Annotated in this window: 18 protein-coding genes; all 18 read right to left on the reverse strand. The window is 58.0% G+C overall.

The window, feature by feature from the left end:
• The coding region (locus ACMHYJ_RS14015; RefSeq protein ID WP_414246805.1) for a phage tail length tape measure family protein at positions 1 to 4,439 on the reverse strand (4,439 nt) is incomplete at its 3' end.
• Between the two features lie 77 nt (positions 4,440 to 4,516).
• Positions 4,517 to 4,930, reverse strand: a complete 414-nt coding sequence (locus ACMHYJ_RS14020) for an SHOCT domain-containing protein (RefSeq protein ID WP_414246806.1) — start codon at positions 4,928 to 4,930, stop codon at positions 4,517 to 4,519.
• Positions 4,931 to 4,964: 34 nt separating this feature from the next.
• Complete coding sequence (locus tag ACMHYJ_RS14025; protein ID WP_414246905.1) at positions 4,965 to 5,336, reverse strand: DUF1799 domain-containing protein; 372 nt, start codon at positions 5,334 to 5,336, stop codon at positions 4,965 to 4,967.
• Positions 5,276 to 5,593 (reverse strand): hypothetical protein, encoded by a 318-nt coding sequence (locus ACMHYJ_RS14030; protein WP_414246807.1) that lies wholly within the window; start codon positions 5,591 to 5,593, stop codon positions 5,276 to 5,278. Before ACMHYJ_RS14030 ends, ACMHYJ_RS14025 begins: the two co-directional genes overlap by 61 nt.
• A gap of 63 nt (positions 5,594 to 5,656) precedes the next feature.
• Positions 5,657 to 6,325, reverse strand: coding sequence for a phage tail protein (locus ACMHYJ_RS14035; protein ID WP_414246808.1), 669 nt, complete (start codon positions 6,323 to 6,325; stop codon positions 5,657 to 5,659).
• Between the two features lie 76 nt (positions 6,326 to 6,401).
• Positions 6,402 to 6,854: a hypothetical protein gene (locus tag ACMHYJ_RS14040; RefSeq protein WP_414246809.1), complete on the reverse strand. Its 453-nt coding sequence runs from the start codon at positions 6,852 to 6,854 to the stop codon at positions 6,402 to 6,404.
• Positions 6,854 to 7,618: a KilA-N domain-containing protein gene (locus ACMHYJ_RS14045; RefSeq protein ID WP_414246810.1), complete on the reverse strand. Its 765-nt coding sequence runs from the start codon at positions 7,616 to 7,618 to the stop codon at positions 6,854 to 6,856. The genes ACMHYJ_RS14040 and ACMHYJ_RS14045 overlap by 1 nt, the downstream gene beginning before the upstream one ends.
• A gap of 189 nt (positions 7,619 to 7,807) precedes the next feature.
• Positions 7,808 to 8,173, reverse strand: a complete 366-nt coding sequence (gene gp17 / locus ACMHYJ_RS14050; RefSeq protein ID WP_414246811.1) for a tail completion protein gp17 — start codon at positions 8,171 to 8,173, stop codon at positions 7,808 to 7,810.
• Positions 8,173 to 8,727 (reverse strand): HK97 gp10 family phage protein, encoded by a 555-nt coding sequence (locus ACMHYJ_RS14055; protein WP_414246812.1) that lies wholly within the window; start codon positions 8,725 to 8,727, stop codon positions 8,173 to 8,175. Before ACMHYJ_RS14055 ends, gp17 begins: the two co-directional genes overlap by 1 nt.
• Positions 8,720 to 9,058 (reverse strand): phage head closure protein, encoded by a 339-nt coding sequence (locus tag ACMHYJ_RS14060; RefSeq protein ID WP_414246906.1) that lies wholly within the window; start codon positions 9,056 to 9,058, stop codon positions 8,720 to 8,722. The genes ACMHYJ_RS14055 and ACMHYJ_RS14060 overlap by 8 nt, the downstream gene beginning before the upstream one ends.
• Positions 9,058 to 9,384, reverse strand: coding sequence for a head-tail connector protein (locus ACMHYJ_RS14065; RefSeq protein WP_414246813.1), 327 nt, complete (start codon positions 9,382 to 9,384; stop codon positions 9,058 to 9,060). Before ACMHYJ_RS14065 ends, ACMHYJ_RS14060 begins: the two co-directional genes overlap by 1 nt.
• Positions 9,381 to 10,007 (reverse strand): methyltransferase domain-containing protein, encoded by a 627-nt coding sequence (locus ACMHYJ_RS14070; RefSeq protein WP_414246814.1) that lies wholly within the window; start codon positions 10,005 to 10,007, stop codon positions 9,381 to 9,383. The genes ACMHYJ_RS14065 and ACMHYJ_RS14070 overlap by 4 nt, the downstream gene beginning before the upstream one ends.
• A 60-nt stretch (positions 10,008 to 10,067) precedes the next feature.
• Positions 10,068 to 11,324 carry a hypothetical protein gene (locus ACMHYJ_RS14075; RefSeq protein ID WP_414246815.1) on the reverse strand — a complete coding sequence of 419 codons (1,257 nt, stop codon included), beginning with the start codon at positions 11,322 to 11,324 and terminating at the stop codon, positions 10,068 to 10,070.
• Between the two features lie 378 nt (positions 11,325 to 11,702).
• A complete protein-coding gene (locus ACMHYJ_RS14080; protein WP_414246816.1) occupies positions 11,703 to 12,884 on the reverse strand; it encodes a phage major capsid protein in 1,182 nt (393 codons plus the stop codon).
• Between the two features lie 2 nt (positions 12,885 to 12,886).
• Positions 12,887 to 13,750: a head maturation protease, ClpP-related gene (locus ACMHYJ_RS14085; protein ID WP_414246817.1), complete on the reverse strand. Its 864-nt coding sequence runs from the start codon at positions 13,748 to 13,750 to the stop codon at positions 12,887 to 12,889.
• Between the two features lie 5 nt (positions 13,751 to 13,755).
• Positions 13,756 to 15,054, reverse strand: a complete 1,299-nt coding sequence (locus ACMHYJ_RS14090; protein ID WP_414246818.1) for a phage portal protein — start codon at positions 15,052 to 15,054, stop codon at positions 13,756 to 13,758.
• Positions 15,047 to 15,223, reverse strand: coding sequence for a hypothetical protein (locus tag ACMHYJ_RS14095; protein WP_414246819.1), 177 nt, complete (start codon positions 15,221 to 15,223; stop codon positions 15,047 to 15,049). Before ACMHYJ_RS14095 ends, ACMHYJ_RS14090 begins: the two co-directional genes overlap by 8 nt.
• Before the next feature lie 5 nt (positions 15,224 to 15,228).
• The gene (locus ACMHYJ_RS14100) at positions 15,229 to 16,887 is read right to left on the reverse strand and encodes a terminase large subunit (RefSeq protein WP_414246820.1); all 1,659 of its coding nucleotides are present in this window, start codon (positions 16,885 to 16,887) and stop codon (positions 15,229 to 15,231) included.
• Positions 16,888 to 16,907: the final 20 nt, after the last annotated feature.

The following is a 16,907-nucleotide window of genomic DNA, read 5'->3' on the forward strand; positions in this document are numbered from 1 at the left end:
GCCGTGTCCAGGATGTCATCAAGGCGCTGCATCTCAGCGTCCTGCCAGTCCTTGTTCTGCTGCAGCTGGTCTTCCAGCATTTGCAGTTGGGACTTTTGCGAGGCCAGTTGCTTGTCAGCCAGGCCATTCAGATCGTTGACCAGGTTCGCGGATTTCAGCTGCGCTGCCTGGAAATCCTCAAACGTGTCGTACAGCGCGGCATCGGGTCGCTGGATCGCCTGCAGCGCGGCATCGAAATCCGCGCCCTGGGGCATGATGCCGGTCAGTTTCGCCACCGACAGCGCCTGATCAACCCGGTTTTGTGCCCAGGCAAAGGTGCCGGCCGGGTTGATCCGCAACGCCATCGAATTGAGCGCCGATTGCAACTTGCCCGTCAGTCCGGTCAGCTCAGACACCGACGCGGATACGCCCTTGATCGCGTCTTGCAGCAGTTTTTGCTGCGCCACGGCCTCGGCGTTGATCCGATCCCGTTCCCGCTGCACCGCAGACTGCACCGAGGACAGCGCGGACTTGGCGACATCAATCCCCAACGTGCTCATGACGGAGCCGACCGTATCGGCCAGCTGCGAGAATGCCCCGCTGGTGGCCAGCAGCGCCACATATGCCCGCTGGCCAGCCTCGGTATTGACGTCCTGCGCATCGACCAGCGCCCGGTACGCCGCCCGCATTTGATCCGCACTGCCCGTCACCGCAGGCATTTCCAGCCCGACGTCGGCCAGTGCCCGGCTGATGGACTCGATCTGCAGGGCCTGTTTTTCGGCGTCGCTGTAAAAGTTGTCGATGTAGGACGATTGCAGCGTTGCCAGGTTTTCCAGGCCGCCCGCAAGCTGCAGCAGGCCCATCGCGGCATCAATCGACAGGTTCTTGAGGTTTTCAAACGGCAGGTGCTCCATCGCCTGCTGCAGCGCCTGCGCCCCCACGACCATGCCGCTGATCTGGTTGGACAGCGCCTCGATCTGCTCCGCCCCCAGGCTGCGGATATCCAGGCCGTCCAGCACACGATTGATGGCGTTGGGCATTACCTCGGCTGCTGCTTGGAAGGCTTGTAACGCGGTCATCTTCAGATCGGCAGCCAGCCTGGGCAAGACCGGCTGATCCGACCAGCCGCCGAATCCATATTTCGTGTCGTCGGATTCGTGCGGGATGCCGATATCGACGTAACGGCCATTGATCAAAATGCCGCCGGCGCTCGATACTCCATCCCCTTTGCCTGTCTGCGAAATATCCGTGCGACCGCGCAAATCCTCCAAGCTGGCATTGACGCCCAGCAACTCGAATGTATTGCGGATGCCGTCAGATGTGGCGCGCACCATCTGCTCGATGGAGTCGTAAAACTGAGCGGACTGCTCGTCTTCGTTATGCGTGCGCGTGATGTCGCCGCCTCGGTATTCGTAGACCGTGGACTGACCGTGCCGGGTCTGGGGTTCGCCGCTGAACAGGCTATCCGCCAAGCTGCCGACCAGGCCGCCGACAGCGGTGCCGATACCGGGCATGATATAAGTGCCGATGGCCTGGCCGATGGCGCTGCCGTACTGGCCCTGGATGGCGCTGTAAATGGCGCTGCCATAGCCCAGGATTTGCCCGCCGTACTCGCCCAGGAACTGCCCGGCCTGGGTGCCGCCCGACCCGCCTTGGCCCATGAACGCCGCCGCCTGTGCATCCGTCAGCGCCCCGGTATAGGCGCCACTGCTCAAGCCATAACCCACGCCGAAATCATTGCCGAACTGCATCATGGACGTGCTGTTGACCCAGCTGCCCACGCGGCTGATGCCGTCACCCAGGTACTGGCCAATCGAGCTGCCGCCGCCGGGCATATCGAAGCCCCCGCCCTGCTGCCCTGGCTGCTGATACCCCAGCATCCCGCCCAGCTGCTGCGTGACCATGCCCTGCAGGGCGCCCATCACCGGCTGGATCAGGATTTTGAGCGTCAGCGTCTTGAAGATCGACTTGATCAGGTCGCGCCCGGACTTACCGCCTTCAAATAGGGCGTCCGTCAGGCTTTGGCCGACTTGATCGAAGATTTGGCCGATGTCTTGCTGCCATTGCTGCCAAGCCTTTGCCTCCCGATCCAGGAACTCCTTTTCCTGCATCGCGGCCTGCAGATCACGGCGCGCATTGATTTCGTCCTGAATCCCCTGAACGACGACATCAGAAAGACCTTTGGCCTGGGCCTGGATTTTCTGTTCTTCCAGGCGGGCAATGATCGTGTCTTGGATGGCCGATTCAGACTGCCCATAGACAGAGATTTCATCCCTTAGCGACTTGGTTTTATCCTTGACACTTTGGGTGGTTTTAAGCTGGGCCTTGAAATCCTTTTCGGCCTCGTCATTGCTGCGCTTCAGTGCGCCGTATTCAGCTGCCTTGGCCTGATTCGCTTGAAGCTGTGTGCGGGTTTTTTCATCTGTGACCAGCTTCAGCTTTTCGCCATACTGGATCGCCAGCTTTTCGCCTTCGTTCAGGTCGCTTTGAGTGGCCGTCACGGAACGCAGCAGTGCTTCACGTTGACGCTCCGCCTCAATCAATCCATTTAGGCGGGCAAGCTCTGTTTGAGTGGCGGAAATACTGCCAGCCGTCTTTTTGTCGGCGTACTTCTTGTCGATATTGAGCAAGGCCGTCTTGTGAGCAGCATAGATCGCCTCGTACGCACTGGAGTCGGTCGCCAACCCAGCAATCGCAGCCTTGAACGCTTTGTTTTCAGCGTCAGCTGCGGCAATGCGCTGTTCGGATCGAGTCTGACGACCGGAATCGCCAAGATAGCTGACGCGCAATTCTTCCTGCTTGATGAGTTCCAGCTCCGCCTGCGCAGCCTCGGACCTCACTCTGGCCGCGTAATTTTCTGTGTCGATTTGACCCTGAACTAAATCACGCTCCGCATATAAGCGATCAAGTTTGGCCTGGGACGCAGCAATAGCGACAACCGCATAGTCGTACCCGCCGCCACTCATTCCCGCACCACCGGAAGCAATTATCTTATTTGCGGCCTCAATTTCGCGGTTCAGAGAATCCAGCTTGTTTTGCGCTGTTGACTGCCGACCAAAGCCAGCGACAGCATCACCAGCCCCAACGATAGCCTTCTTAACGCTACCCCAGGCCCGCTCTATATATCCGATATTCTCGATTATCTGCGGCGCGCGCTCCTTGATTGTGTCTGCAAATGTCTTTTGCGCCAGCGCAGCGGCTTCCGTTTCGCGGCCCTGGTCCTGCAACGCCTTGATCTGCTCATAAACAGAGGCGGTCAGAAAATTCATTGACTCATTGAGCTTGAGCGACTCTTTAAGTGGGTCTTTCCCTAATTCATTGAATTGTTTGACAACTTCAGATACAGCCGTGCCAGTTGCAGCCTCCCACTGCATTGCAGCGGCTGTGAAATCCTCCAGATTGCCAGATCCAATGCGGGCTGATTTTGCAAATTCATTCAGCGCTGCCGAAGCGCTATGCTGCGTGCCAACAAGACCACCAATCCTGGCTGCCATAGCCTGGAGTTCGCCAGACGTCACGCCAGCGACGTTGCCGGTCATGATCAACGTCTTATTGAACGCCTCTGATTCTCCGGCCCCAGTCCGATAAGCAAGGTACAGGCCGCCTACTGCTGCAGCAGCCAGCATCACAGGGTTGATCAGCTTCAAAACGGTGGACCCGAGAGCCTGGGCTGCAGGCACAATCCCACCGAACACATCTTTCAGCTGTCCGCCCTGCTGCAGCAGAACAGTCAGCGGGGCCTGCCCGCCCTGCAAAGATACGATAATGTCAGTGATCTGGGCGGGAACTTGGCGCAGGGCCGCAGACGTTTGTTTGGCTGACAGTCCATACTTGTTGAACTCGATTCCGCTGGATCGAACAGCGCCCTCCTGTTCGCGCATCTTGGCAATAAAGGGCGCAGCTTGATCCGTCAGGCCGCGCTCGGCGGCCTGCATTTCCAGGATTTCTGATGCGGTCTTGCCCGCAGCTTTGGCGCGATTTTCCAGGGATCGAATGAAGGCTCGATCATTCGACAGCTTCGCTTCAGCGATGTCCGCTTTTTGTAGGGCGTCTTCCCACCAGCGGACGTATTCGGACGACTTGACCAAGCGCTGGGCGGCAGCGTGCTGTTTTTCAAATGCCTGCGTATCGGCAAGTCGCTTTGCCCGTTCTGCAGCGGCCTCGGTCGCCGCAGACAAATCACGCATCCTCTGCGCAACTTCCTCAATGATTTTAGTGGGCACACCAGCGGCAGCAGCGTTCAGGATTTTCTGCGACTCAGCCGTTTTATTGGCAGAATCAGCCCATTTGACGAAGTTTGTCGTGGCTCGTTTAGCCGCGCCGGTCAGGCCCTCATAGGATCGCTGTGCATCGACGGAAAAAGACTCAAGGCGGTTTTTGGCCTTAGCAATCTCAACATCAAGACCACTACTGTCCGCGATAAGGTCTATTCGCGCTACGCCGATAGTTTCGTCAGCCATTGCAATGTCCAATAAAAAGCCCCGCCGAGCGGCAGGGCCAGAAATGAAAAAACCGCCCAAAAGGGCGGTTTGTGGCTTTACGGATTAAATCCGTATTTGTTTTTAAATTCATCCGTTAAAAGCAGACATGTTCCAGCGATAATTTTCCTCGCATCCATTCCAAGTGAACTGGTTTTGTAATCATTCCAGCACATATCTATGGCGGCTCTCAATTTCGCTTTTTCCTTCCCCTCAGGCGTATTTGACCTGACCACCCCAAAGGCAAGGAAAATAATCACACCAGCCAAGATGATCATCGCCGTCAGCTTCATCGGACTCGGTTTATTTATTCCAATGCCACCGGCGCTGCCTATAACTTCGTCTGCACTCAACGGCTTGGGTGAGGCTTCCTCGCCCAAGGCCTTTGATTTCGCAGTCTGAAACTCCGCTTCAGTCAGCGCCCTGCTGTCTCGCAGTGCCGCCAGTTTTTCAATTTCATCAGCAACAGACATGCCCCATCCCCGTATCAGTTAGATACAGGGCATTCTACTCATCCCGGTACGCTTCGACCAGCAGAACGGCTTCGATCACCCGAATACCGCTCATGATACGTTCGACTTCCTCGGCATCAAGGCCCTGGCGATCAAGGCAGGACTGGAACCAAATATAGTTCAGCCCAATCAGACCGCCAGGCCCCGCGATCACTTGGGTACGGTTCCTGGCGCACAGGTCAAGGGCGGGCCAGTTTTCCGGCCAGACCTCGACATCCTCGCCCTTGAAATCGTCTGCGGTGAAGCCAAAGGCTGCAAGGGCGCTTTCGTCGGGGGGCCGCCGAAATAGCGCCTCTGCAGCCGCCCTCAGTTTCCCTGCAGGGCCACCATTCGGTTGTTGTGAAAACCCTGCAAGATGGCGGCGCAGATGCCGGGGCGTTCGTCTTCCAGTTCAAGAATCCCTTCCAGGGACAGCGAATAGTCGGTATCCCATTCTTTGACCAGGAACAGAACCATGGTCGGCAAGAATGGGGCTTTCGACTTCTTCATGGATTCCATCTTGTCCTGCACTTCCTTGGCTTTGCGGTTGTGGTAAGTCAGGTCAAGAGTGTTGGTCTCGCCGCCGCCGGCCAGTTCCAGCTTGGCCTTGATGGTCTTGGGTGCATTGCCTTTCTTGATTGCCATGGTGATAGATCCTTAGAAAAGAAAAAGCCGCACATGGCGGCTGATGGTGTGGATGGATCGTGCTTAGGACACGAATTCGGCGTAGCGCATGGGGCGCCCGGACATGGAAATCGTCAGGCGCGTGGACATCGGGTTGTCCCGGCTCATTTGTGGGTTATCGTTGTAGGACAGGATTCCCGTGTACAAAATGATGTCCCCGCTGGGCAGAGTCAGGCGCAAAAGATGCGTCTTGTCCTTGTTTGCGTCGGCTTCCAGGAGCGCATCGTCCCGGTCGGAATCGGGGTCGTCCCCCAGGGTCAATTCCATCGACTGCGGGTTGCGGCCAACCGGAATTTGGGTATCTTCGTAGTCTTCGAGAAACCCGCCAGTCCAGAACTTGTCATCGCCGCCATTGGTGGTGACCTCCAGAATCTTGTCGATCACCTCCCAATCGGTGGGGATTTCAATGGCACCAACCCCGCGCCCGGCCGGGAACATTTGGGTTTTGGTGGTGTTGATGTTTTCCAGCTCGAAAGTGTTGGCGTCGGTATTGGCCACCCGAACGCCGCGATTGTTCAGGCGCGGCCATTTGGTCGTGATGATGCCGATATCGCCATCCAGCAAGCCGTGGGCCGCAGACGTGGCCACCGCCGGCTTGGCGTTCGTGATCGCGGAAATGGTCTTGGCAGAGGAAAAGGCCGTGGCCAATTCAAGAATGCTGCCGTTGGGGAAGTTAAAGCGGTTCTTCGCCATGATGAAGCTCCAATAAAAAAAGCCGCACATGGCGGCAATGGGGGGGTAAAAATGAAAAACCCGGCTCTGGGCCGGGCTAGTGAATCGTTGGTCGTTGTCGCTCTGATTCGAGTTGGGCGGCAGCAACTTCTGCCGTTGTTTCGTCCTGCATCATTCGGACGAATACATCTTCTGGGCCGAAGCCACTGACTTCGCGGAACAGTCGCCCCGCATCGCTCATGGTCTGCACAACAAGCACTTCTACTTGCGCGCATGCCCTGCGTAGTTGCGGGTAGTCGTCGGCCCAATCCAGGGCGAACCCTTCCGGGTCGATCTCATGCCCAAGTTCGCGCCCCAGCTTGTCACTGAAGTCCGCGAAGATTAGGTACATGGCGGTGATGGGCAGATGCCCGGCCTCCACCTCTCTATCGTTTTCCTTGGCAGCCTCGGCCAACAGGCTGGCGATACGTTCGCCGCTGATTTCCTTGCCATCAGCCCGAACGGCCAGGGCGAAGGCGTCGGACAGGGTAGAGATGTTGAATCCTTCCATCACGCCACCCTTGGGTAGACAAAGCCCAGCTGACCGCTGCGATTCGACACGGCCATCATGCGGGCCTTGAAGTCCTGATAATCAGCAGACGATGCGGCGATAGCCGTCACCAGGGCGATCTGGCGATCCAGCACGTCTTGGCCGCCAGCAGTCAACCACTGGTGCATTTTTTCCGACTTCTGGCGGCGGGCCTTCAATTCCGCGTGGACATCGGCAGGCAAAATGCAGCCATAGACCCATTCTTCCGTGATGGCCCCATAGATCGGCGATGTTCCGCCCGCATGCCCTGTGTAATGCGTGCCCGTCATGCGCGCCAGTGCGCGGTAATAAGACGGCTCAAAGCGCAGCTCCCAGGTAGCAGCAGAATCACGCAAGAACAGCGGCAGCAGGTTGGTATTGCCCTCGGCCCGGATGCTGTTGCGGATAATGGTGTCGATTTGCAGGTCGCACCAAACCGCAAACTTCGCGTTCAGCCACTGCGCGAAGCGGACGGCCAGCTTAGGATGCAGCCATGTACCGCCGCCACGATCAACGCGGGCCTTGCTGGTTTTTACATACCTGGAATCACGGGTATGTAGAATCTGGCCCGGCCGCCCCGTCAGCGTTTCGTCCAGGGCCTGGATGTACTCCAGCGTGCCGGACAGGGCCAACCAATCATCAATGCCCTTGCCATATCGTTTGGCCGCCTCGGTGGCATTGAACCAACCGTTCAGATTGAAGCTGTACAGCTTCCCTTCAAAGTCGTACTTGATGACATTGCTCATAACAATCTCCATGTCTCCATGAATAAGGTTGTGCCGACGGGCAGGGTTAGGAGACATCCCCCGCGTTCGATCCGTCGATCTAGTCGGCACAAAACGCAAAGCCCGCCAATGCATGGGCACGGCGGGCGGGAAGTTGTCAAATTGGGGAGATATCCGGGAGATATCCGGGAGATATCCGGGAGAAACAGATCAGCGAACGTGAATCCAAATGCTGAAATCCTGCCTTGATCCGTAAATTTTCAACGTGCTGTTGTTTTGGTTGATGGACTGCCCCAGAGTCTCAGCTGAAGCAAACTCCGCGCCCTCTTCGATGATTTTCTGGCGCGCCGACAATGCCAACGCCCCCCTTTCAAGTCCGATCTTCGACCAGCACTCGATCTGGACGCGGTAGTTTTCGGTCTCGGGCAAGGTGCGATCCAGCCATTCCATGGCCTGGCCGCCAACCACCTGGTAGATGATTAACGGAAACGTCGGATTATCTGGCATGACGTCTGGATAGCAGCGCCCGCCCACCAAAGGGCCAAGGAGCGCAAAAAGGGATGATTCGATGCTCATTATTTGTACTGATCAAGAATGGCCGGATTGGCCAGAATTTCAGCCAGCCTGATGCGCCCCCTGTCCATCGCAGCTGCACCCGCCGCAGTGCCCACGGCGTCATAAGCCGGGCGCAGGAATGGTGTGGCTGGAACACGAACAGGCTTTGGCAATTTCGCGTTCGTCGGTATGTATTTCCCGTCCTTGTCCTTGATCAGCTTGTTTGTGCCCATATGCCCAAACTCAACAAGATGGCCATGAGGGGCTTTGGTGGCGTTCCACGTCACTGAATAAACGGCCATCCCGATTTGTGGCGCCGAGCGGGATTCCGAATAAGCCAGATAGATGGCATCTCGAAGCGTGCCGGGGATGCGCGGCCTGGTGAATTCAACACCGGCGGCCATAAGGCTTTCGGATTGGTCATAGATTGGCGCACGGGCCTTCGCTTCGTCGCGGTATACCTGGCCCGCAGCCACAGCCATCGAGCGCGGCAGGTGTTGCTTGGCGATCTCGGCCAGGCCGTCCAGGCGGTCGTAGGCTTCCTGAAAGTCGAACTTGATACCTGCGTCAGCCATCGTTTCCGCCCTCTTCGCAAACAATGTCGGTCCAGTCGTGATCGGCTAGGTCATGGCGAACCTGCTTGATGTCGAAGTTCAGGCCGCCGTAGACCACGCGCATGTCGTCAGTGACCGATGGCCGGTACCGGATTCGGAAGCTGTAGGCGACCAGCGACATGGAAACACTGCCCGCTTGATCGTTTCGCAGCGACCCCATGCCGGTCTGGGTCTTCACCCAAGCCCAGAGCTTTGCCACGTCCGTCCAAGCGTCCTTCGGTTGCCCAGATTCGTCTTGAACTTGCGTGCGCTTCTGGATCGTGATCTTGCGGTTGAGTCGGCCGGCTTCCATCACACACCCTGTCCGACCCGAAACGGATCAAGAAAACGGCGCGATTCCTGAGGGAACTGCGACACATCTGCGGTCGCATCCTCGCGTTTGTTGTACATGGCGGCCACGGCATACATCACAGCAGCCGTAAAGCTTGCGTTGACCAGCATGGCATTCTCGTCGGCAGATTCGTCGACCTCCAATTGCGTAGCAAAGACGGGACGCGCCAGATACTGAATCGCGGCTTCTTCGGCGGCGCTTTGGTAGGCAGCAACCAGATCACCATCAGGCGAATCATCGTCCAGGCGAAGGTGCGCCTTTACCAGATCAGCATCAACAATGCTCATTCCAGCCTCCGAAAGGCGTAGCTGCCAATGTCTTCGCGGCCCAAGTCGGTCTCCGCCGTGTTGTGCTCGACGCACTCGAATCCCTGACGCTCGAACCAACGAATCAAACCGTCATGCGCCCAGTACCACAGGTGCTCCCCAGGCCGATAGTGGCGGCTGGCCCTGCAGTGCGCAGCATCTCGGTAGATCGGCATGCTCGTGAAAAACCATTCGCCAGCTCTCGCGACCAGTGCTGCGGGTTGTGTCACATGCTCAAGAACATCCCAGGCAGACAAAGCTCGAAAGCTGTCGCGGTACGGGTCTTGCAATAGGCCGCGCTCCTCAAGCCAACGAACTGCATGCGGGTTCACGTCGGCACCGAAGGTATCTGGACGCGCCAACACGAAAGAGCCAGAGCCGATTCCGACATCCAGCAGCGGCCCAGAGTAGTGCCGCGCCACTAGATCGACACGAGCCTGGGTCAGGGCCTTGCCCATGGGCGTATCGGCCATGCGGGCGTATTTCTCCCAATAGCCGTCGTCGTAGATTGCAGGCTCATGCCGCAGGCACCGGCCCATGCCAAGGCTTGGAAGCCAGACCAAATCGGTTGCTGCCGCGCTGTCGAAATATTCGTCTTGGATCAATTCCGTTCACCCAATAAAAAAGGGCGACTCCGAAGAATCGCCCTGTGTTTGTGTTTTGCCCTACAGGCCTTGCTTGTCGAGCCATTGCCGGAACCTATCCGGGAATCCTGAAATTGCCTTCTCGCAGTCGTGCCGCATGTTCGAGCAGTGGCACGGCCTATCCGGCACTGCCCACCCGGCGCGCGACAGATCCATCGTTGACGCATCTGTGATCCTGTCGGGCGCGTTATGTCCAAGCTGGCCGCCCAGAATGCAGTAGAGCGGCACCCCGGCAGAAATGCAGGCAGGCACAATCCAGCCGACCCCACCCACCACCACAGCAGCCTGCTGAATCGCTGACAGCAATTGTGTGATATTCAGTTCGCCGCTATGCAACACCAGGTCGGCTGGTGGCGGCTCGCCTTCGATCCATTCCTTCCCGCGCTCAATATCGGCCACAGACACCACATAGAAGCCTCGGCGCTGCAATTCGACAGCAGCCTGATAGACATACTCATGCTTGGGGCTTCTGGCTGTATTCAGCCACTCTTTACGGGCCGTCACTGGTCGCACGATAGCGACAGGCCGATCCGACTTGATGGGCGATGGACCAAAGTCCGGCAAATCAAACGTAGCTTTTCTCACCTCCAGGCAGCGCGACATGGCCCGCAGGATTGAGCCGCGCACAAGATCGGCGTGGCCGTAACGAAGCGCGATCTGGGGTATATGTGCTGGCCGCTGCGCCCATTCATACGCTGTGCTGTCCGCGTTCTTTGCCTGCGTCCGCAGCTGGGTTTCAGATCGAACGCACCTGACATTAGGCAAATCCGCGTACAACTCCGGCCACGGCGTTTCGACATACACCAAGCCTGGCATGTGGCGGATAAACGCCCGCTGATAAATGTTGTCACCCAGACCGTTCAGGCCGCGCACAAGCAGAGGCTTCGCCGTCGCCAATTCATCCTCGATGTTCGATAATGGAAATTGCGTCAGCGCCGTCTGCTGAGTGCAATTGACAATATTCGCGGCTGGGAAATTCCTTCGCACACGATCAAAAATGGCTGGCCACCGATCAATAGAATCTGCATTGCCAAGCCCCTTGGGGTGATCGACATGCCAGTGCGCAACGCCGCCGGTTTTTTGGCAGTCATAACCCAGCAAGATGACCTTTTTTGCCCCGAACTTCAGCGCCGAGACGATGGCGCCTGCCCCGCTATTCCTGTATTCCTCGCAGCTGATGCGCTGCGCCCCATAACAATGCACCGCCGAAGTCAAAAGCGCGCCGCAAAAAACAGCCTTAACCTCGTCGATATGCCGTTGCCACCAAGCGCGATCCATCGCAAATAGTGCGTCGGCCCAAGGCGCGGCCCGAAAGGTCGTGTTGGTGACGATTACTCGCCTTCCTTCTTCGGTCGTCCCCGCTTGCCGCCAGGCGCGGACCCGTTCGACGTCTGCGACGGTGAGGCTTGGGCCACTGGCGAGGCAGACGACTGTTCCCCAGCGGCCGACAAAGGGTCATGTGCTTGGTCAACGATTCTGAGCAAGCCAGAGGCTTCGAGCTGCTGGGCCGTGCGTCGATCGATGAAGAAGACTCCCTTTCGTGGTGCGCGAACGGTTCCGCCGTATTCAAATGACTTCAGAGGCAATGCCTCGACTTGATCCACCATAATTTCCTCAGAAAACAGTGCGGGCAGCCGAGACTGCCCGCACATTGCTTTACGATCCGCTCAGCTGCCCGGTCACGAACGCTTCGGGGCGATACACAGCGAAGGCCAGACGGCGCTCAGCGCGGATGGTCACCATGTTCTTCTCGAAGTCCTTGTCGTTCTCGGTAGACACCAGGATCTCGGTATCCATGCGATCGAAGACCTGCGCTCCGAGGCGGAACGCTCCCACCAGGAAGTCATCCTGCACAATGGCTTGTGTAGCCACCACAGGAAGATTCCACAGTCGGGCTGGAGTACCATCTTGCGGACGAGCAATGATGTAGTTGCCGTTCGCATCTTTGGTCAGCTCGATTTGCGCCCAATCAGCCGGGTGCAGCACGATGCCGCTGGCCGGATATTCGGCCAGGATGGCCTGCAGGATGGCCAACCGAACGCGATCAATCCCCTGATATTTCTCGGGAGTGAACGCAGCCACGAAGCTTTCCGCCTGCGGGATGATGCCGTTCAGGTTGACGCCTGCGCCATTACCGTACAGGAATTGGCTTTCTTCCTTCAGGTCCAGGCCGTAGGTGCCGCGCGCATCGATATAGCTTGCCAGCCCAGGCGCATCGTCCAGAATCTGGCGACTGGCCTTAAACAGGTGAGCGATCGTGCGCACCGGCGCGTTGGCCAGCTCGAACGCGATTTCCGAGTAAGGCTTTTGCCCACCTTCGGAGACCATCGCGGCACTGTTCGTGAAGCCGGTTTCCTTCACATACTCGATGTTGTTGCTGCTGGTCGTTCCAGGAGCGACAAGATCACGGATGGTCAGGCGGCGATTGGGCGCTGCCACAATGCCGGGCTGGCGGTCGGATTGCACCAGGTCACCACCGGAGCCCGTCACCGAAGTAATGGCGGCTTGCGGGATGGCGACCCGATACGCGCCGCGAGAAGACGAATTCACGCCCTGCTCGGTGAGCGATGCGGACACCATCTGACCGGCGGTTTGGTGAGTTTGCGGTCCATCTTCAGCCCTGCCAGCGGCCACAGCCTGCTCGACAGCAGCCATGCGAGCCTGAGCTTCGCCGTATTTGACCAGCAGCTCGTCGACCTTGGCGCGGGTTTCGGCGTTCACCTCGCCCGCGTTCTTGGCTTCCTTGATGGCCTGTTCGGCCAGGGGCTTGATTTCGCTGTTCAGTCGCGTGATGTTCGCGTTCAGGTCTTCAACCTGCTTTTCGATGGGATCAGCCATGATTAGGCTCCTATTGAGATAGATTTGATCGCAGTAAGCGATGAGGAAAGGTCGATAACAGGCGGATCTCCCGCACTGTGTTCGGTGGGATCGCCCTCACCGCCGCCAGTCGGATCACCCAGACCGGACTTGAATTCGGATATGAGGCGCATAGCCTCGGACTTCGGCATGCCAGAGGCTCGCAGTGCGGACTCCAACCGGCGAACCGCTGAGGCGCTTTTTTTATCGCCCTGCTTCACCTGATCAGACGGCAGTAATTCGTCGGCGAAACCTTGATCAACCGCAGAACTGCCGCCGATCCAGGTTTCGCCATCCATCTGCTGCTGAATCTCAGCCAGGTCTTTGCCGGTGCGCGCCACATAAATATCCGCCATGGCAGCATCAAATGGATCGAGCTTGTCGGCCACGGCTCGCAGGTCGTTGCGGTTGCCAATTGCCACCACCCAGCAGTTGTGGATCATGAAGAATCCGGCGCGCGCAATCTGCACGGTATCGCCAGCCATGGCGATAATCGAGGCGGCAGAGGCGGCCAGACCCAGAACCTTGACCGTCACGTCGCCGTCGTGTTCGCGCAGCAGGTTGTAGATCGCCAGGCCCTCGAACATGTCGCCGCCAGGGCTGTTGATGTTGACTGTCACTGGCCCTGGGCCCATGTTGCGCAACGCACCGGCAATGCGCTTGGCCGTCACGCCTTCGCCCGTCCAGTAGTCGTAGCCAATCACGTCATAGATGCTGATCGTGCGGTCTTCGTCTGCAGCAGCGCGAATCCCGGCGTCCCAGCGATCTAGGGCGCGTGGCAAAATACTGCTCGTAACAGCCGCGCACGGGCGGCCCTCCGGGGCAGCCGGAAGATTGCGGATAGGCATGGGATTTACTCCTGGGTTTCGGCTGTTTTGAGCCAGTTCGATAGCGCGGAACGCACGCTGTTTGAGTCGCTGGATTCGCCCAGCCTGTCTAGTGGTAGAAGGTTGGACTGCACGGTGAGAACCTCGGCATTTCCGCCCTTTCTGGGAAGATTCTCTTTTTCTCGAATATCGTCCCTGGTGTAGACCCCGTTCTGAGCCATGGAGCTATAGAAGGCAGCACGAGAAGCGCTATCGGCCCTAAGGAACCCTTCAAGAGAGTATTCCGCGTAATACAGCGGCCAGTCTTTCGGTTCCAGCAAGCGCTTATTGATGCACTGCTGAATCTGCGTGGTGTAGCTGGTGATGACAAACGTGAGAAAGGCCAGCATCTGCTGCTCAAGGCCGGTTCCCCAATTCGACCCTTTGTCGGTATATCCAACCATCCAAGGGGGGACACCGAACCAACGGCAGATTTCTTGCGTAGACCAGCCCCGAGACTCCAGCAGCTGGGCGTCATTCGGGTTGATGCCGATGGATTCGGGCTTTACCCCATGCTCCAGCACCGGAGCGCGACCAGCGTTCAATGCCCCGGATACTGCGGCCACATACTCGCGGAATTCCTCGCGCTGTTTTGAATTCATCGTCCGGTCAACAGAAAACGCGACCGTCGGCATAAGCCCATTTTTGAACGTCCCATTTGCGGCGTCCTCGGCCGACATGGCCGCACCCATCACATCCACGCCGTACCGAATGGCCGACAGGCCGATTCTGCCATCCAAGGAAAAGGCAGGGATATGCAGAATGTCAGTACGGGCAATCTCGATTTCGGCACCAGACCTCGGTCTGAAAAAGTACCTCAAGCGGCCCAAATCATCACAATCCAAACGAACACGAGATGGCAGCAGAAATTCCAACGCCACAGCCCGCTTGCCGATTCGTTGGATTCTCGCGTACGTGTTCCCCCACAGCATCATGGCCGCCACCATGGCCTGCCAGAACTGCATGGGTGTCATGTCTTCGTTAGGAGACACATGCACCAGCGCATACAAAGGATGGTCGTTCGCCGATTCGCGACCGCCGTCCGATTTGCGCTTGTAGACACCAATTGGCAGGCCCGCCACCGACATGGACACCAGTCGAACGCACGCCCAGACGGCAGACAGCTTCATTGCGTCGTTCACGCCGACCGCACGACCACTGGAAGATGCACCCCCAAGCCAAGATGACCAAAAACCGCCGTCAGTCAGTCGGATCGGCGCGTTATGCCAGATCGACTCACTTTGGGCGGCCTGAATCAGCACCGATGCGATACCTCGCTTACGCACGTTTCACCTCAGAGCGCAGTCCACTGCGAAGAAAGGCCGCACACACAAGCAGCGCAGCGCCGCCAGCGACAAACGCCCAGCCAGGTCCGGCCAACACGAACGTACCGGCCACCAGCAGGCTCAGGCCAGCGATGGCGGCCAACAGGAAGAGGGTCAAAGCAATAGTCATGATTCTCACGCAATAATCGGGTTTCGGATGGCTTCCCAGAAGTCGCCTGAAGATCGCGCCTCCGGGTTGAGCGCCATCAGTTGCACAGCATCAAAGAGCGCCATGAGCGGATCGATCTTTGCTGATCCGCTGGCCTGCTTTGTAATGTTGATCGCGTTGCCCACGGGCACCGTCTTGGCATTTCCTACACACCAGGCCATCAATGGCTGTCCAGCGTGCTTGAACGACTCCTCTGCCAGTCGTCGTTCAGCGGTCTTGATGGTGCCCGAGAGCTTCCATCCCTGACTGACCGCCATCAACTTGGTTTTGGGCACGCCCTTTTCTTCTAAGGCATCCAGAACCGACCCAATCCCAGCCGGATCAGCGCCCACCAGATCTAACAGGCCGGATTCTTCGATCTCAGCCACGATTGCGGCCAGATCGTCCACGTCTTCGCCGATATGGTCCACCAGCATCAGATCGCCATCAGCGGCGAAGTCCTTCAGCCGCGGCGCGATGTCCTTGCGCCGCTCCAGCACGGACGGATGCGCCCATGCCTTGCACCAGGCAAGCCATTCCTTCGTGTCCTTGTGGCGACCCAGCACGCACAAGCCCAGAAGGTCGTCCAGGCCGCCGCCGTCGATTCCAACGTCGATGACCTCGCATTCAGACAGCAGATAAGACAGGGTGATGGTCGGGTCGGCTTGCTGCTGCCAGTAGTCCGCACCCATCCAACGGTCGGAGCGCAGGTTCAGGCCAATTTCGACATTCAGGTGCTTGGCCATGAACCCGATCACGGATTCCTCGCCACTCTCTTCGGCCTGAGACATCATCCGGATCAGGTCGGCCTCACTGACGGACGCCCCCAAATTCGGGTTCGTGACGTAGAAGGTTTTCGGGTTGCGATGCTCTCCGGCATCCAGCATGGCTTGCGGATGCTCGTAAATGACCGGCAAGAACCGGGGGTCAACAATCACGCCATCCCGAACCTTCCTTGCGTACTGCAATTTCTGCTTAAAAACACCTGCCGGCGGCTCATCGGACTGCGTGGACAGATAAACCACAAAGCCCTCTGGGCGAGATACCAGTCCACCCGTGGCTTCACGTAACATGTTCTCGGCCTTCGCCTTCTTGCCGAAGATCCACAATTCATCGACCAGCACGATGGATGACTTCTTGCCGCCCACGGTGTCGGTGTCTGCGGCGACCACGCTTAGGATCGCTCCGGTACGCCGATCAGTGATCGTTCGCACGTGATCCTGAACATGGAAGATGGCCTTGAGCTCATCGTCAGCCTGGATCATGTCTCGGGCCGGGAAATACGAGTTCTTCGCGATCTCCACAGTGGGCGCGATGATCGACAACTCAGCCGAACGACGCCAGTTCAACAGCAGCGCTGTCAGCATGATGCCGGCAGCCGTCGTGGATTTCGTATTCTTCTTGCTGATCAGCAGAAAGAATTCGGTGATCAGCCTTCGACCTGTGTCCGCGTCGTATGCGCCGAACACCGCCGACACAAAATCCAACACCCATTTCCTGGAGACCTCGCCCATAGCCGGGCTTCCAGGCAAATCGACGATCTTCAACTGCTCGAATATCCGAAGCGCAGCGTCAGCCTGCTCAGGAAACAGCGGATTGAAGGTGATCAGACTCTCGCCCGCAACAATCCGTCGCTCCCAGTCCAAGCAAGCAGTACTCCACTGCG

Origin of the sequence: Castellaniella hirudinis, from assembly GCF_047468865.1 — a bacterium.
GTDB classification, from domain to species: Bacteria; Pseudomonadota; Gammaproteobacteria; order Burkholderiales; family Burkholderiaceae_B; genus Castellaniella; species Castellaniella hirudinis_A.

Coding starts and splice junctions, on each gene's coding strand:
- ACMHYJ_RS14020 (WP_414246806.1), bottom strand. CDS start 4,930: ATGTCTGTTGCTGATGAAATTGAAAAACTGGCGGCACTGCGAGACAGC.
- ACMHYJ_RS14030 (WP_414246807.1), bottom strand. CDS start 5,593: ATGGCAATCAAGAAAGGCAATGCACCCAAGACCATCAAGGCCAAGCTG.
- ACMHYJ_RS14035 (WP_414246808.1), bottom strand. CDS start 6,325: ATGGCGAAGAACCGCTTTAACTTCCCCAACGGCAGCATTCTTGAATTG.
- ACMHYJ_RS14040 (WP_414246809.1), bottom strand. CDS start 6,854: ATGGAAGGATTCAACATCTCTACCCTGTCCGACGCCTTCGCCCTGGCC.
- ACMHYJ_RS14045 (WP_414246810.1), bottom strand. CDS start 7,618: ATGAGCAATGTCATCAAGTACGACTTTGAAGGGAAGCTGTACAGCTTC.
- gp17 (WP_414246811.1), bottom strand. CDS start 8,173: ATGAGCATCGAATCATCCCTTTTTGCGCTCCTTGGCCCTTTGGTGGGC.
- ACMHYJ_RS14055 (WP_414246812.1), bottom strand. CDS start 8,727: ATGGCTGACGCAGGTATCAAGTTCGACTTTCAGGAAGCCTACGACCGC.
- ACMHYJ_RS14060 (WP_414246906.1), bottom strand. CDS start 9,058: ATGGAAGCCGGCCGACTCAACCGCAAGATCACGATCCAGAAGCGCACG.
- ACMHYJ_RS14065 (WP_414246813.1), bottom strand. CDS start 9,384: ATGAGCATTGTTGATGCTGATCTGGTAAAGGCGCACCTTCGCCTGGAC.
- ACMHYJ_RS14075 (WP_414246815.1), bottom strand. CDS start 11,324: ATGGATCGCGCTTGGTGGCAACGGCATATCGACGAGGTTAAGGCTGTT.
- ACMHYJ_RS14080 (WP_414246816.1), bottom strand. CDS start 12,884: ATGGCTGATCCCATCGAAAAGCAGGTTGAAGACCTGAACGCGAACATC.
- ACMHYJ_RS14085 (WP_414246817.1), bottom strand. CDS start 13,750: ATGCCTATCCGCAATCTTCCGGCTGCCCCGGAGGGCCGCCCGTGCGCG.
- ACMHYJ_RS14095 (WP_414246819.1), bottom strand. CDS start 15,223: ATGACTATTGCTTTGACCCTCTTCCTGTTGGCCGCCATCGCTGGCCTG.